General features: G+C 44.2%; 13 protein-coding genes and 1 tRNA gene. 3 read left to right on the top strand and 11 right to left on the bottom strand.

Features of this window, described 5'->3' with window-relative positions:
* Window positions 1-4 precede the first annotated feature (4 nt).
* From C4H11_RS02130 to C4H11_RS02105, 6 genes are all read right to left on the bottom strand, one after another.
* Complete coding sequence (locus C4H11_RS02130; RefSeq protein WP_106040296.1) at window positions 5-586, bottom strand: manganese efflux pump MntP; 582 nt, start codon at window positions 584-586, stop codon at window positions 5-7.
* A 5-nt stretch (window positions 587-591) separates the two neighbouring features.
* A complete protein-coding gene (locus tag C4H11_RS02125; protein ID WP_106040295.1) occupies window positions 592-1353 on the bottom strand; it encodes a DUF6048 family protein in 762 nt (253 codons plus the stop codon).
* A complete protein-coding gene (locus tag C4H11_RS02120; RefSeq protein ID WP_106040294.1) occupies window positions 1322-1807 on the bottom strand; it encodes a DUF6452 family protein in 486 nt (161 codons plus the stop codon). Before C4H11_RS02120 ends, C4H11_RS02125 begins: the two co-directional genes overlap by 32 nt.
* Before the next feature lie 2 nt (window positions 1808-1809).
* A complete protein-coding gene (locus tag C4H11_RS02115) occupies window positions 1810-2763 on the bottom strand; it encodes a glycosyltransferase family 2 protein (protein WP_106040293.1) in 954 nt (317 codons plus the stop codon).
* A 63-nt stretch (window positions 2764-2826) separates the two neighbouring features.
* Entirely contained in the window at window positions 2827-3372 is a 546-nt protein-coding gene (locus C4H11_RS02110; protein ID WP_106040292.1) for a DUF4199 domain-containing protein, read from the bottom strand.
* 354 nt (window positions 3373-3726) lie between these two features.
* Window positions 3727-4281 carry a DUF3332 domain-containing protein gene (locus tag C4H11_RS02105; RefSeq protein ID WP_106040291.1) on the bottom strand — a complete coding sequence of 185 codons (555 nt, stop codon included), beginning with the start codon at window positions 4279-4281 and terminating at the stop codon, window positions 3727-3729.
* Window positions 4282-4801: 520 nt separating this feature from the next.
* Here C4H11_RS02105 and C4H11_RS02100 point away from each other — a divergent pair.
* Window positions 4802-7510 carry a hybrid sensor histidine kinase/response regulator transcription factor gene (locus C4H11_RS02100; protein WP_106040290.1) on the top strand — a complete coding sequence of 903 codons (2709 nt, stop codon included), beginning with the start codon at window positions 4802-4804 and terminating at the stop codon, window positions 7508-7510.
* Window positions 7511-8440: 930 nt separating this feature from the next.
* On the opposite strand, the gene C4H11_RS02090 is transcribed toward C4H11_RS02100, so the two are convergent.
* From C4H11_RS02090 to C4H11_RS02070, 5 genes are all read right to left on the bottom strand, one after another.
* The gene (locus C4H11_RS02090; RefSeq protein ID WP_106040288.1) at window positions 8441-8863 is read right to left on the bottom strand and encodes a DUF1893 domain-containing protein; all 423 of its coding nucleotides are present in this window, start codon (window positions 8861-8863) and stop codon (window positions 8441-8443) included.
* A gap of 1 nt (window position 8864) precedes the next feature.
* Window positions 8865-10259, bottom strand: coding sequence for an aldo/keto reductase (locus C4H11_RS02085; protein ID WP_106040287.1), 1395 nt, complete (start codon window positions 10257-10259; stop codon window positions 8865-8867).
* A 20-nt stretch (window positions 10260-10279) separates the two neighbouring features.
* Entirely contained in the window at window positions 10280-11824 is a 1545-nt protein-coding gene (locus C4H11_RS02080) for a 4Fe-4S binding protein (protein WP_106040286.1), read from the bottom strand.
* 154 nt (window positions 11825-11978) lie between these two features.
* A tRNA-Lys gene (locus tag C4H11_RS02075) sits at window positions 11979-12051 on the bottom strand.
* Window positions 12052-12166: 115 nt separating this feature from the next.
* Window positions 12167-12970, bottom strand: coding sequence for an MBL fold metallo-hydrolase (locus C4H11_RS02070; protein ID WP_106040285.1), 804 nt, complete (start codon window positions 12968-12970; stop codon window positions 12167-12169).
* A 697-nt stretch (window positions 12971-13667) separates the two neighbouring features.
* On the opposite strand from C4H11_RS02070, the gene C4H11_RS02065 reads away from it, so the two are divergent.
* Together C4H11_RS02065 and C4H11_RS02060 are read left to right on the top strand one after the other, a co-directional pair.
* Window positions 13668-15986, top strand: a complete 2319-nt coding sequence (locus C4H11_RS02065; protein ID WP_106040284.1) for an ABC transporter permease — start codon at window positions 13668-13670, stop codon at window positions 15984-15986.
* Window positions 15987-16053: 67 nt separating this feature from the next.
* Window positions 16054-16737 (top strand): ABC transporter ATP-binding protein, encoded by a 684-nt coding sequence (locus C4H11_RS02060; RefSeq protein ID WP_106043027.1) that lies wholly within the window; start codon window positions 16054-16056, stop codon window positions 16735-16737.
* Window positions 16738-16786: the final 49 nt, after the last annotated feature.

Raw genomic sequence — 16786 nt, 5'->3', positions numbered from 1 at the left:
ATCCTTAAGTGAAAAACAAATGTTCAATCAGAATCTTTGTGCCGATGGCAATGAGAATGAGGCCGCCCCATAACTCGGCATGCAACCTGCGGGCTATGCCGCAACCGAAGCGGATGCCGAACATCAAACCGGCCATTGACAATGCGAACGAGACAAAACCTATGATGCCGATGGAGGGTAGCAGTGTCCGGAAACTTTTGATGTTCAGCAGAGCGAACGAAATGCCTACTGCCAAGGCGTCGATACTTGTTGCCAAAGCCAATGTCACTATCACTTTCAGGCTGGTGGGGTCATACTCGTGTTTGCAGGTTTCATCTTTAAAAGATTCTTTTATCATTCTTCCTCCCAAGAAAAACAGAATTCCGAAAGCAATCCAATGGTCTATACTCTCTATCAGATGGCTGAAAAAGCCGGTTCCCATCCATCCGAGCAGTGGCATGAGTGCCTGAAAGAAGCCGAAGAAGAATGCCATGATCAGCATGGGCTTCAATCTGGTGCGTTTCAATATGATTCCGCTGGCTATAGAAACTACAAAGCAATCCATTGCAAGCCCTATAGCCAATAGCCAGATTTCTAATCCTGTCATAAGTCCTAAAGAGGCAATTTATAAGTTATCGTATAAGTTACTCCCATTGTATTGGAGTTGTATTTGCCGAAGCCGGGCACATACCACGGGTCGCCATGCTCATCGGGGGTGGCGGATAATTTGAATTTGAAACGCAAGGACCATCCCATATAGAAGGATTTCCATACGTGCGCTCTGATTCCTACACAGAATTCGGTCCATTGCATGGAGCTCCTCATGTCTTTATATTCGTAAGGCAGACTGCCTCCCCAAATGCCGTCTTCCAGATTAGGATTGCCCACTGTGCCGCCATAAACAGGGTCGTCCAGCTTCGATGCCGCTATGTCGTACTTGAAACTGCTTGCTCCGTAGCGCAAGCCTACAAGCAACATGTGCCCGTGTTTTTTCTTGTATAGCATGTTGTAATCCATTCCTATGCGGAAGTATGGAGCGTTGCTTTTATAATGTATTCCTTTTTCGCTCCAAGAGTCGGTACTTCCATAACCCAGTTCGAGAATCGGAAAGAACCGGTTTCTAAGGTTGACGTCCGCTGAAATCTCGGAGCTTGAAAAATCTCCTCCGAGGGCGGAGTTGCCAAGTCCCCATAGCTCCATCCCCACGGATATGCCGTTATAGAACGGATATTGTGTCTCTTCCCTTTTCTCCTTTTTTTCTTTCTTCAGAGTGTTTCCTTTAGGCGGAGCCGGTGGGTTCTGCGCCCATAGCGGGAAAGCCGTCAGCAGGCAGAATACAAGGCTAATAGAATAATTTAAGATTTTCCTTTCCATAGATGCCGGCTTCATGGTTTGCTATAGAGATTGAGTCGAGGGATGTGCGGGTGTAACGTACTTTTGTGATAGCCTGCTTCATCTGATAGCCGCAATCCATTGACAGAAAATAGGGGGTATTGGTATGGCGGATGACCACGGTATCTCTTTTTATCTTGCTGTATTTGAATATCAGTTTGGTGGAGTCTGCCGTATATCTTAAGGGTAACGAGATTTCGTGTACATTTTTCTGATTATTGATGATGATGGAATCTGTACCATAGGCTGTTACTGTCAAGGAGTCGAGCGTATCGTTTTGCGCAGTTTGGGCGGCTTTGTCCATCTTGTATAGATAACATTTCACCATGCCGCGTGCCGTCATGGAGCAATCGGCCTCTTCCGAACAGGCAAGCACAGCAGTAAGCAAAGGGCAGCAGATGCAGCCGAATATTATAAATCTGATTAAGTTTTTCATCGTTAAATCGTTTTCTCTATTTGATACTTATTGCGTTCCGGGGCATTGCGTGAAATCAACTCCCCGAGGAATCCCGCTACAAAAAGCTGTGTGCCGATGACCATCGATGTCAGCGACAGGTAGAAATAAGGCGATTCTGTCACGAGGCGGTAGGGCATGCCGTTGTGCATATAATATAGCTTGCCGATGCCTACGATGATGACGGCAATGAATCCGAAAATGAACATCAGCGACCCTATCAAACCGAAGAAGTGCATCGGTTTTACTCCGAACGCGGAGAGAAACCAAAGGGAAAGTAAATCCAGGTATCCGTTTACAAAACGGTTCAGCCCGAATTTTGTGTTCCCGTATTTCCTTGCCTGATGCCGCACCACTTTCTCGCCGATTTTCCCATAGCCGGCATTCTTCGCCAAATAGGGGATATAGCGATGCATTTCGCCGTACACCTCTATGTTCTTTACCACATCCTTGCGGTATGCTTTCAGTCCGCAATTGAAGTCGTGCAGATTTTTGATGCCCGACACTTTGCGCGCGGTAGCGTTGAAGAGTTTGGTGGGCAGTGTTTTCGATAGGGGGTCATATCGCTTCTGTTTCCAGCCGGACACAAGGTCATATCCGTCTTGCGTAATCATCCGGTAGAGGCCGGGTATTTCGTCGGGGCTGTCCTGTAAGTCTGCATCCATTGTAATCACTACATCTCCTTGTGCTTGCTCGAAGCCGCAGAACAGTGCCGGAGATTTCCCGTAGTTACGGCGAAACTTGATGCCTCTTATCCTGTCCGGCATCTGTGCCTGCAGGTGTTCTATTACTTGCCAAGACCGGTCGGTGCTTCCGTCGTTCACAAAAATCACTTCATACGAAAAGCCGTTGGCTTTCATCACTCGTTCAATCCATGCGAACAATTCCGGGAGGGACTCCTCCTCGTTGTATAGTGGTATGACAACTGAAATATCCATTTTTCCCTTATTTTGCTATTAACGATTTACGGTTGAAGCGTCATTGACACTTAGGTTTCATTATCATCTTCCCTGTTCGTCTTTTCTCTTCCGTCTCATCACGAACAAAGAAGTAGGAAAAGCCAAAATCGATCCTATAAAGACATTCCATGACACCAACTGCATCGTGATGTCTATGGGCGTAAATAGTCGGGCGGCATCTAATGCTTCCCGATATGTGGATATATACCCTTCCATTCCCGGCGTAGTGCTTTGTGCAAGCATGTCAATCATGGCTTCACAGGTAGTGATGATATAGCCATCGTCAATGAAACGGAAATAGATATAATGTGCTACAGCTGTAAGCAGGGCGGCGAACATGTACATGAAGACGGTGAATACCCATGCGTGCAGAAAACTGATGCTGCCTCTGCATGCCATGTTACGATACATCCGTACATAATAGTATCCCATGAAAGGGACACAAATCGTAAGTCCCATGAAGAGGAGAGCCAAAAATGGAACAGTCAAGCCTATGGGGAAGAGTATGAATTTCAATATCCAATACACTCCTATATAGGTGCCGAATAACATTGCGTATCGCTGCATGTGCCCTTTGTTCTCTGTCATTTTTTTTAGAAATAATATGCAAAGGTACAAATATAGTTGGATTCGAAAGCAAGCGGATGTATAGTTTTTTAATAAATTAGAGGATGGGAAGAGGCTAATGCGTCAGTCTTGCCAATCATCTTGCTCTGAGAAATCAATCGATTAAAATAAAAATCAGTCGACTGATTTTTATTTTAGTCGACTGATTTGTTTTTGTCTTACGAATCACAAGACTGACACTATCAGCAAATTTTCTTCCCGATAGCGATAGAAATCTCTACGGATACAAGCAATTTTTCCTACAGATGTCGGTCGTGAAATCCGTACTTGAATGAGAGCCCTTTTGTTTTTTCACTCTCTTATTCATGCCTTCAATTATCTTGCCGCATAATAGGTATTAACCATTGTTGCCTGGCGAGCAGCCGCCATGCCATTGGCGTCTAATGTTACCGTCATTTCTTCTCCGTTGGGAAGAGTGATTTGTGCGGTACCGTCATTATTCATTTGCAAAAGTTCGGTGCTGACACCTTCGGCTACAACATTCCATGTATTTAATTCTTTGTTGTAAATCAACTCCATAGAAGTGCTTTCACCTTCTTTGGTGATAGAGTAACCATTTTCAAGAGTCTGAACTAAATAATTGCCGTTTTCACCTTTCACCTTTTTCACATCGCCTACACTGGCTATGGGATTGCTGCCGCTCCAAAATTCAATGGAGTTGATAACCAAGGCATCGGCTACATAACATACACCATATACCGGAACAATGTTGAACGCAAGGAAAACCAATTCGTTCACAAACTTGTTGCTGATGTTTTGGTTCCAATTCACCAATTTACCGTGCAAAGCAAAAGAGCCGATGCAGGAACTCAGAAGGAAAGCTCCACAAACCATTACGGTGGCAGCCATCTTGAAATTAATTTTTCTCATAATCATTCTTTTTTTAGTTTAATAATATTTTATTTATAGGTCTCTGAAACAACTTTATTAAACATCTGCAAATATATGTTTTTTTACAAGAAAAGCATATAAATATTGAAAAAAATATTTGTTTGTTCCTTTTTTTTGATATATCAGTTTTTCGAGCAACTGTCTGCCGTATATTTTTCCGACCTTACAATATACATCAGAGCAAATGCTGTCAAACAGATAGAAGCCAGTCATTTGGTGACAAATGGGTCGTTGTCATGAATGAGAAAGAAGGCGATTGGTACGATTGCCGAGTTACGTAGATTCAAGTTAAAGACATACTATAATATGTGTACTGATATAGAAAAAGACGTTGCTTCGTTGTGAATTTAAATGAAAAGTTACAAATAAACTATCAGACAGGATATAAATTATTAAAATATATATATATTTGCAACGTTCTCTTATAATAATCACTTTTGATTTCATTTCCGATTGTGCTATGAGGAAAAAGACTGTATATCAACTAACCATTCTTGCTATGACATGCTTATTGTTATTTTCGTGCCGGGATACCAATGTGTCTGGTCTCATAGCTCAAGAACATGCAGATATAGATAGTTTTGAGATACAAGGTGTGCGCTATCGCGAGCAAGCACGTTTCAATGAAGCCATCGAATGCCATCGCAAAGAATTACAAATAGCAATGCATCTTAAAGATACATTTGCAATAGTACGGGCCTTGAATAATATTGGTACAAACTTCCGCCGTTTAGGTATTTTGGATGAGGCATCCACTTATCATTACCATGCGTTATTGCTATGCGAGCAATTTAAAGATAAAAGCAGTGCCCAAGCCAGAAAGAATAGAGTTATCACATTAAGTGGCATTGGAAACATACATCTGACATTAGATAATCGAGATACGGCAGACAGTATTTTTCGGGTAGCATTGGCTGAAGAAAAGAAACTGGACAGTAAACTGGGTCAGGCCATGAACTATGCCAATTTGGGGTATATTTTTGAGCAAAAAGGAATGCTGGACTCCGCATTGGTCTATTATCAGTATTCAATGGAGTGTAACCGCATGGCTAAATCCATTGTAGGAATTTCGCTTTGCCACAATCATTTCGGACGTTTATTCGAAAAAGAAAAGCGATGGGACGACGCTTTGCGCGAATACCGCAACGCTTACAATCTGATGGTGGACAAGAGTGATATATATCATTGGCTGGAAGCTTGCCTGGCATTGGCGCGAGTAAATCTGTCAAAGAAAAATCCGTCTGCCGCATTAGTTTACTTAGAGCGTGCCGAAAAAGCAGCCAAAGAGATGCATTCATGGGAACATCTGTCCGGAGTATATTTGTTGAATTATCTTTATTATGAACAAATCGGAGACTGTCGCCGTGCATTGGATAGCTACATTCTGAACAGAACCTATGCCGATAGCATAAAAAACTCCAAAAGCCAGAGCCATATACTGAATTTGCGCATCGAGTATGAGCGAGAAAAGAATACCAGAGAGTTGCTGTCCATTCATGAAGGCTATCGTATAGAACAGCGTACAAAGACCATTCTCCTGAATAGTACGTTGTTCTTCTTGTTCATTGTGCTGGTGGCGTTTGGCTTCCTGTGGTATGCTTTGCGTATGAAATCGCGTAGTCAGCGAGTGATGCGTCGCATGGAAAACGTACGCAATAGCTTCTTCATCAACATTACCCACGAATTTCGCACACCTCTGACCGTGATATTAGGATTGTCGGAGCAACTGCAGAAAGGGGAACTCACCGCGGAAGAGAATAAACAGGGATTGGCCACCATTGTACGTCAGGGCAAAAGTCTGCTTGAGCTGGTGAATCAACTTTTGGACATCTCTAAAATAAAATCAGAATTAGGTACCCCGGAATGGCGTCATGGTGATTCGGTGACCTACATGCGTATGATTATGGAGAACTATCGTGCCTATTCGCGTCAAAAACAGATAGACCTGCGTTTTGTTCCTGCCGAAACAGTGATTATGATGGATTTTGTTCCCGAATACTTTTGCAAAATAACCCGTAACTTGCTTTCCAATGCCTTCAAGTACACATCAAAAGGAGGTAGCATTCTTGTAACCATGAAGCAAAAGGATGATAGACTCATCTTGTGTGTAATAGATTCTGGTATAGGAGTCAGTGAAGAAGATATACCTAATATATTCACCCCTTTCTATCAAGGAGCGAACAGCAAAGAGGGCATCGGCACAGGAATAGGTCTGCCATTGGTGCGACAGATAGTAGAAAGCGTGGGGGGCGATATCAATGTGGAAAGTTTGCCCGGAAAAAAGACGACATTCACCGTTTCTCTGCCACTGAAGCATGGAAGTACCGTTTGGAAAAGATGGACTACGGAGGAGTTGCCGGACGAAAAAGATTGCATGGCAGGGTGTATTGAAATGAACGAACCTTCTGAAGTACAAGATACGTCCGAATCAACAGAATTACCACTTGTGCTGATAGTGGAAGATAATGAAGATGTCTCTTATTACATCGGAGGGCTGCTGAAAGACAAATATCGTTTGCTATATGCACGCGACGGTGAGGAAGGACTGGAAAAAACAAAAGAGTTTATTCCCGATTTGATAATTACCGATTTAATGATGCCCGAAAAAGATGGATATGAATTATGTAGGGAAGTGCGTAAGTCTGATTTACTGAATCACATTCCTATCATTATCATTACTGCCAGGAATGATGACAGCGATCGTATTGAAGGACTTGATGCCGGAGCGGATGCTTATCTGCAAAAGCCTTTCAATCCCGACGAGTTGCATATTCGTGTTCATCACTTATTGGAGCAACGCCGCTTGTTGCGCGAAAAATATTCACGTGCCATGTACGAAAGTAAGAAGCAAGCAGTAGAACTAAGCCTTAATGACAAGAACTTTTTGACGCGCTTGAATGATGTTATCTATTCCATGCTAAGCGATCATGATTTAAGTTCAGACATCGTGGCAGACCGCATGTATATGAGTCTTTCACAACTGAATCGCAAGGTAAAAGCCATCACAGGCTTCAGCACTTCGGGCTATGTTCTTCAGATGCGTTTGGACAAATCAAAACGCTTATTGGCTTCTACCGAAATGTCAATAGGCGATATTGCCTTTAAATGCGGATTTCCGGAGATATCCTACTTCTCACGCATATTCAAGCAGACATTCCAAATGACACCTTCGCAGTATCGCAAAAGCAACAAGGAATATCTCGGTTGAGAATAGAAGCTGAATGCTATGACAAAGATTACCTGCCTTTTTGAGGTTGTATTTCCTTTGAGTACACCTAAAGTTAGTGTATAATATCCTTATCATTGCAAATAAAAAAATGATAGGCGGTATATAAGAGCCGCATCTCTCGACCTTTTTTCTTTTATCTCAAAAACAGCTGTAAATCATTTTTTTACCATTTGGAAAAGCGCATATTAGTCAAATGTTCCCATCAAAAAATGCGCAATAAATGCCAATTATTGCGTACCGAGTGCAAAGATAAATAGGGACTATAGGTTACCTTTGCCAACAGAAAAAACAATGATTTATTCAACCGTTATTCAGAATATGGATAAACAGAAAAAACCATTACTGACATACGAACAGGTGGTAGATATAATCGACGATCGCATCTTATGCGATGAAGACAGCCTATGTGATGAACGTATAGTACGAGTTGAAAAAGCGGCGAGGGATTTTGAAAGGAAGAATATGAGAAAAAAGTGGGGCAGAAGATTACACCTATGTCTGCAACAGTTTTGTAAGGTATTCTATAGAAATCGTTTCCAAAGATAAGTTATGAGCAAAAGCTAAAAAGACTCTATATAAAAACAGAATTGAGAATTTAGGTATTAGGTATTTGCAAGGATGGTATATTTGTACATCTTGCTTTTTTAGGAAGCCTGTGAAGGTGAACTTTTTTCCTAAGGGAGATGTCCTTATAACGTTTTGTTTTGTTTGAGTTATATATTAAGGCTCCATCTCCCTTTTTCGATGATTTTCGTATGAAAGAAGTATTTATTCAGAAGAGTAAATAATCATAAGGCTTGAAGATATCCCTGATTGTGAAATCAGATTTTTAATGAAAACTGGTGTTGGGTTCTCTTCTTCAGTAGCATCTCTCAATTTTGAGAGATGACTCTGGAGGGGAGATTGTTTTTATTGGGGGATAGAGCGTATTTGGAATATAAAGTTCCGTATCACAGGAAACATGTCTTCTACAGCCTCCAAACCACAGCAAGCATCTTCCAAAGGGCATTGTCCTGTTCCTGAACGGTTTATGATGTGAGGCACTTCTTCGGCAAAAGTCACGTTTACACCCGATTCGTGTAGCAACTTCACAGCCGGGCTACTGATAACATCGGCATAGACACTTTTGATGCCTCCCAACACAATCAGGGCTGCTGCTCCTTTCCCTATTATCTTGTCGGCAATGGCAGCCCCACGCATAAACGCAGGGTCCGCCTGATACAAATCGTATAAATCCATCACCCCTCGCCGGCTGAAGGCGCGAATCTCTTTATCTTTTCTCATCACACAAGAGTATCCTCCTTTATGAAGCATATCAATAATGCTTTTCATCTTATAGTGTTTGTTTCAATTGTTCTACAAATCCATCTATGCGATGCAGCTCCTTGGGAATATCGATTGTTTGCGGGCAATGAGGCGAACATTGATTACAGCCGATACAATGGTTGGCTTGCCTCAATTTGGGTACGCTTCGGTCGTACCCCACAAGAAATGCCCGACGCGCTTGCCGATAGTTCTTATCCTGGCTGCCATCGGGTATATTCTCTTCGTTAACGCATTTGTTATAATGAAGCAGTATTGCCGGAATATCGATGCCATACGGACATGGCATACAATACTTGCAGTCATTGCATGGAATGGTGGGATATTCCATCATTAAATCTGCCGTATCATACAAAAATTGAGTTTCTTCGTCTGTCAACGAAACCAATGGCGAGTAAGTACGTATATTATCTTGCAGATGTTCCATATAGGTCATCCCACTCAATACCGTAAGCACATCTTCAGGCGAACCGGCATAACGGAATGCCCAAGAAGCCACACTGTTGTCCGGTTCACGTTGCTTTAACCGTGCCACGATATGATCGGGCACTTTGGAAAGCCGCCCACCCAATAGAGGTTCCATTACGACCACCGGTATATTCCGTTTGGCCAATTCGTTATAAAGATACTCGGCTTTGAAGTTACTGCCCGAAGCATGTTTCCAGTCTATATAATTCAGCTGAATTTGCACAAAATCCCAATGTACCTCTCCACGGTCGTGCATTTGCAAGGCATAGTCGTAAACCTTGATATCTCCGTGAAACGACCATCCCAAACGACGAATGCGTCCGGCTTCACGCTCTTTGACAAGAAAATCAATCATGCCGTTATCTATATAGCGTTTTTTGAATTGCTCCATTCCTCCACCTCCAATCATGTGCAGCAAGTAATAATCGATATAATCTACTTGCAGTTCTTTGAACGACTTACGGTACATTGCAATGGAGTTTTCGCGATTCCATGTATCGGGATGAAAGTTTGAGAGCTTGGTTGCTATATGGAAAGACTCCCGCGGATGGCGTTTCAATGCAATTCCCGTAGATTTTTCGCTCCATCCCTGTACATATACCGGAGAAGTGTCAAAATAATTCACCCCATGAACAATGGCATAGTCCACCAATTCATTGACGGCATCCTGATCTATCATATCGCCCTTGCCATCCGAAGCCGGAACGGTGGGCCAACGCATACATCCATATCCCAAGATGGAAACTTTGTCATCTCCCAAACTCGAGAAGCTTCGATAAGTCATTTTATCCGTAGGGATAGCTCCCAATGCTTTGTTCCCTTTATTGCTTCCTTCTTTAGAGCTGCAACTGTAAAGAGCGGCAGTAGAGCTGACGGTCGTAATGCCTACGATTCTTAGGAAATCACGACGATTCATATGTTTGTTACGCTTTTCCATAATGATAAAAGTTCTAAAGATTATACAATCCGATGTCTTTCATGACCTTCCACATAGATAGCTGTGAACGGACGGGCCGGACAAAGATTCTCGCATGCACCACAACCGATGCAACGTTCAACATTAATCACAGGTATTTTCGTGGAATTTTTATCTTCCGGCACATTCGGCACCATTTGTATGGCTCCTGCAGGGCAGTGACGGGCACAATTGCCACATTCCACGCCATCCGTCAAGGGAATACAATTCTTCTTTATCCATACGGCATGCCCTATCTGAACCGACGATTTGTCCGCCCGGGTAATAGGTAATATGGCTCCTGCGGGGCATACTTCAGAACATCTCGTACATTCCGGCCGGCAATAACCATGTTCATACGACATCTCCGGCTGCATCAGTTTCAGCAGGTCGGTAGAAGGGTGAAGAACCTGATTGGGACAGATGGATACGCAGAGCTGGCAAGCCGTACAATGCTGCGCCATATTATGCGCGCTCAATGACCCCGGAGGAGTGATGGGCGTATTCCGATGGGGAGTCGCCTTATCTTCAATAGTAGCCAATCCGCCATCGACTTTCTTCTCTTGAGCTTTCACGAGAGAGGTGGCGGCAACCAAGGCTGTAGCTGTGAAAAAGCTGCGACGAGTATTATCTGTATCATCCGAAGATGCTTTTGGGGCGGAAGAGGCTGTGACAGCCATGCTTTCTCCTTTTTGATTTTCAACCGCATGATAGCTGCCTATGGGATGATACTTATAAGAAATAGCCGCATGCTTGCATGTGTCGATGCAATCCATACACGTCACACAACGGCTGTAATCTATGCGATATGATTTGAAATCAATACATGCGGCCTTGCAACGGCGGGAGCAAAGGCTACACTTGTTGCATTTTTCCGGATCTATCGTGATACGAAAAAGAGAGTATCGTGAAAGGAATCCCAATATTGTGCCCACAGGGCAGATTGTGTTGCAATAGGTTCTCCCATTGCGCACAGCCAGAATGATAAGTGAAACGAAAGTAGCAGACGCAATGAGCAATGTAGGCAAGCTCTTTATCCAGACCTCTGTTTCATAAAAGGCATAGCTGTCTGTGCGTTCGGCCAAATAAGCTAATCCGTTATTTGCCCATTGCCATACCGGTTGAAGTAAATTATTGGCTATGCGTCCATACGAGCTGTAAGGTGCAAGTAAGGCTACGAACGAGCCGATGCCGGTAGCCAATGCGGCCACAAATACCCCTAACACACCGTAACGCAACCACGACAAAGCGGGTGAGTAAGAGTAGGGGAGTTTTTTGCGTTTTGGAATCTTTCGTCCCAGCCATGCCATGACATCCTGAAGCACGCCTAAGGGACAAATGACAGAGCAATAAATACGTCCGCATACCCATGTGAGAATAACGAGCAAGAGTATCACTCCTACGTTCAACGCCAATATGGCGGGCAAGAACTGAATTTTGGCCAGCCATCCGAACCATCCGTGTACTGTCCCTGTAAAATCGAGGAACAATAAGGTGATAAGTGCAAAGAAAATCATTGCAAAAGTTAGTCTGATCTTCCGTAACATGATATTTTGAATTTAAGGTTTCTGCAAGGGTTTCTACATTAAAGAATACCCGATAGCTTTTCACGCAAATATACACAAAAAAAAGAGGAAACTATGGTTTGTGGATGTTAAAACGAAAGAAAAAGAGGATAAAAGAGAACTTGCCCAATTGTAGTACACCCTCAGGGATTCGAACCCTGGACCCACTGATTAAGAGTCAGTTGCTCTACCAACTGAGCTAAGAGTGCATTCTGTGTTTTTATTTTTTTTCGGCTGCAAAAGTAGTCTTTTCAATTTATTCAGCCAAACAAAAAACAAGTTTTTACGGTATGTTTTTGCGGTTTCTCGGTATAGCGGTTGCTTTTATCCAAATTCATACAAATCGGAAGGTGTTGTGCGCTTCAATGCGCAAAGCTGCACGTCTTTTCCTACAACGACTCCCTTTTCCTTTAACTTCCACTCCACTGTTTTGTATGCTAATTCCGGATGATTATTGTCCTTACTCAAATGACAAAGCCAAATGTATTGCAAATGCTCCGTCATGTTTTCCGAAAGAAATTCGGCGGTAGCTATGTTGCTCATGTGCCCCGTACGGCTGGCTATACGCTCTTTTAGATAGGGAGGATAACTGCCCATGCGCAACATCTCTTCATCATAATTGGCTTCCAGTATGAGATAATTTGCCTTTTTAATATATTCCGCCGCAGTAGGAGTAATCTCGCCAAGGTCGGTAAGGAATGAAAACACCTTACCGTCTATTTGTATGCAATAGCCCACATTGTCCGTGCCGTCATGAGGCACTTCGAAAGATTCGATGGTGAAATCTTCTAATTTCATGGGTTGCTGTTTCTCCAAGTTGCGGGCAGACGAATGTAGCTTTTCCGTCATGCAATAACTCCGGTTGATGCCTTCGTGAATCCGTGCAGTAGTATAAATGGGTATATTCAATTTTTCGCCCAATCCGCCTACCGCCTTAATATGGTCGGCATGGTCGTGTGTGACAAATACGGCACGTACCATATCCATACTGATGCCAACTTCTTTCAGCCCTTTTTTAATGGTTCGTACCGCAATGCCTGCGTCAATGAGTATTCCGTATTTTTCTGTTCCTATATAATAGCAGTTGCCGCTACTTCCGCTGGCAAGGCTTATGAATTTTATTTTCATTTTATCTCCTTAATTGCAAAAACAGAGAACCATCTCAGAGAATTCACTCTGAACTCGTCTTTGCTTTGAGGGAACAAAGTTACTACAAAAAAGTGGAATACGGAAGAATATAGTGATAGATTTGATTTACAAGGTATTTAGCAAAGCTGCCAATTATTCCCAACACCACCTTAATCCTTGCCGAAGCCAAATCAAGACACCGCTACGTTACTTGTTCGTAACCACGCCAAACAGGTGAAGAAATGGGTGCGAATGGCAGAACAAGGCGTTAAGGATTAGTGAGTTACAGACAACTCACGCAACAAATCCTGTTACGGAAAAAGATTGCGCCGTTCCTCCCCGTTTTGCGTACCGACGAAGGATTCTTCACCGACTAATTTTGAACCTAAAAAAATTAAGGACGATGAAGAGTACATTTTCAGTTATCTACTACCTCAAACGTCAGGTTTATGTATATTTTTTAGGATTCGACAAGATTTTGTGATATTTTTTTGACTAAGTTTCGGTCGCATGCCTGGCAGTATTGCTTATAAGACAGCGGTTGTCTCACCGGCTGTCTAATTGTTGGACGACAGTGTCTAATTATTAGACAGGTTGCCTTTGGGACTTTCTGCTTAATCTTTTATAATCAGACAATTACTTTTCTGGCATAGTTTCTGCTTTACAAAAAGCAGGAAAATAACATAAAACGAATAAGATGAAAGAACTTCATTATGTAATTCAGACATTGCTGCGAGGGCGAGGGACGAATATCATTAAAATAGTCTCTTTGGGACTGGGGTTGACGATGAGTATTCTGCTTTTCTCCCGGGTGGTCTACGAGCACAGCTTCGACAAGTGTTATCGAGACTATGACAACCTTTATCAGGTATGGTCGGTGTTCACCGCGAACGGTGAGAAGTATTCGCCTCAGGAACAAAACTGCGGTCCAGTGGCAGGTGCCATTCTTGAGAACTTTCCCGGGCAGGTGGAGTCGGCTACCAGTATAGGATATGGTTTTGCCAGAGACCCTCTTTACAATGGGACCGTGCGGTTTGATGATGGCAAAGTGCTTGCCGATTCACTCTTTTTTCGCACCATGGGCATCGAGGTGTTTAAAGGAAATCCGGAGAAAGATTTGATGCAGAAAGACGTCATTTTCCTGAGTGACCGCCTTGCAAAAAAAATATTCGGAGATGAGAACCCGATAGGTAAGGTGTTGAACTACGGGCATAACTATGACTTGACGGTGAAAGGCATTTATGCCGCGATACCCGAAAATGCCACCATGAATCCCGAAGCTGTTATTTCCATGCCTTCTTTCTGGAGTCGCGACTTGGGCAATTATTCTTGGAGTGGCGGGGACAGTTGGATGGAGTATATACGTTTTCGCCCCGGAGCGGACAAGTCGGTGGTGAACGCACGCATTGATGCCATGATAGACAAATATCGTCCGGCAGAGGATAAAAAGAAGTTTGGCTACACAGCCTTTGTACAGCCCATTCGCGACACATACGTCGGATATACGGAAGTGAAGCGGATGAGCAACATCATGAGCATCCTCGGTCTTGCTATCCTATTCATTGCCGCGCTGAACTATGTGTTGATTTCCATCTCCTCTTTGAGCTATCGCGCCAAAGCAGTGGGGGTGCACAAGTGCAACGGGGCAAGCGGAGGCAAGGTTTTCGGCATGTTCCTGTTGGAGACGGGCATCATCATTCTGGCGGCTCTGTTGCTGATGGCATTGTTGCTGTTTAACTTCCGCGAGTTTTTTGAAGACACGGCCTCGGCCAAACTGTCGCTGCTGTTGCTAGCCCCTAACCGCCTCTGGGTGCCGTTGTCGGTGGTGAGTGTGCTTTTCTTTGTGGGAGGTATGTTGCCGGGCAGGCTCTTTTCACGCATCCCCGTGTCGCAGGTGTTCCGTCGTTATACGGAAGGCAAAAGGGGTTGGAAGCGTCCGCTGCTGTTCGTGCAGTTTGCCGGGGTGGCCTTTATCTGTGGACTGATGTGTGTTGTGGTGGCGCAATATCGGTTTGTCATGACCAAAGACATGGGATATAGCCCGGAACGCATCGCTATGGGCACTGCCTATTGGGACGAAAAGGACGCACGCGATGCCGCCTATCAATTCTTTAAGGATTTGCCTTATGTGGAAGCGCTGTCCAGTGCTCATGGTACTCCGATATGGGGATACAGTGGCTCGATGATTCAGGACGCTACCGGGCAGGCTCTTTTTTCCACACGATCCAGCTATTACATGCGCGAAGATTACCCTGAGCTGATGGGTATGACCTTTAAAGCGGGTCGTATGGCGCGCGAAAAAGACGAAGTGGTGGTGAACGAGACTTTTGCCGAAATGATGCATTGGGGCAATGAAGTAGTAGGGCGCACGGTGAATATGGAAAATGGGCTTTACAAAGTGTCGGGATTGCTGAAGGAGTTTCAAATGCAAGGCTTCACTTCGGGAAAAAAGCCTTTCATCGCACGGGGTAACAAGGCTTTCTATGGATACATACACCTTCGCCTGAAAGAGCCGTTTGCCGAGAATCTGCGGAAGCTGAACAAAGAAGCAAGCGAAGCCTTTCCCGGCCAGACCATCGACTTTACCGATTACAGCCAGATGATAAAGAATCGCTATAACGCCGTCCGCGTGTTTCGTAATGCCACGTTGTTGGCTGCCGTCACCATGTTTTTTATCATGCTGATGGGGTTGACGGGCTATACAGCCGACGAGGTGCGCCGTCGCAGCAAAGAAATAGCCATCCGCAAGGTGAACGGTGCGGAAGTAAGTACTGTATTGGAGCTGCTCTCGCGCGACGTGCTCTATGTGGCAGGCCCGGCAGTGCTTATCGGAACAATTGCTTCTTGGTACGTCAACGGCCTTTGGATGGAGCAGTTCTCCGAGCACATCCCTTTGGGATGGATGGTATATGCATTGATGATGATTGTCATTCTGACGGTCATCGTAGGGTGCGTCCTTTGGAAATCATGGAAGATTGCGAATGAGAATCCGGTGAACAGTATTAAGAGTGAATAGGACGATTGTTTTCTTCGAGAAGAGATTATAATTATAAAAACATATAAAACGTAAAGCAATGAATAAGATGATTGAAATCAGTAATATCAGTAAGGTGTTTCGTACTTCGGAAGTAGAGACCGTAGCTTTGAACCATGTGAACCTCGAAGTGAAAGAGGGAGAATTCGTAGCCGTTATGGGGCCTTCGGGCTGCGGCAAGTCCACTCTGTTGAATATCCTCGGCTTATTGGACAATCCCACGGAAGGTAGCTACAGACTCTTTGACCAAGAAGTGGCGGACTTGAAAGAGAAGGAGCGCACCCGTGTGCGCAAGGGTAAGCTGGGCTTCGTGTTCCAAAGCTTCAACCTGATAGACGAGCTGAATGTATATGAAAACGTGGAGCTTCCCCTCACTTATCTCGGCATAAAGGGCGGCGAGCGCAGACGCATGGTGGAAGATATCTTGAAACGCATGAACATCAGCCACCGTGCCAAGCACTTTCCACAGCAGCTCTCCGGCGGTCAGCAACAACGTGTGGCCATTGCCCGCGCAGTGGTGACCAATCCGCGGTTGATACTGGCCGACGAGCCTACCGGTAACTTGGACTCCAAGAACGGAGCCGAAGTGATGAACCTGCTGACGGAACTGAACAAGGAGGGCACTACGATTATCATGGTGACGCACTCGCGGCACGATGCAGGCTTTGCACACCGCACAGTGCACCTGTTCGACGGCAGTGTGATGGCAAGTGTGCCGACACAAGGCATCTGAAACGGGAGTATTGCAGATGGGGAATCCATTAAAGAATACCAGGAACAAG

The sequence above is a fragment of the Bacteroides zoogleoformans genome, from assembly GCF_002998435.1.
In the GTDB taxonomy this organism is placed as follows: Bacteria; Bacteroidota; Bacteroidia; order Bacteroidales; family Bacteroidaceae; genus Bacteroides; species Bacteroides zoogleoformans.
The sequence above is the reverse complement of the archived record's forward strand: the minus strand, read 5'-3'. Positions and strand labels throughout refer to the sequence as shown.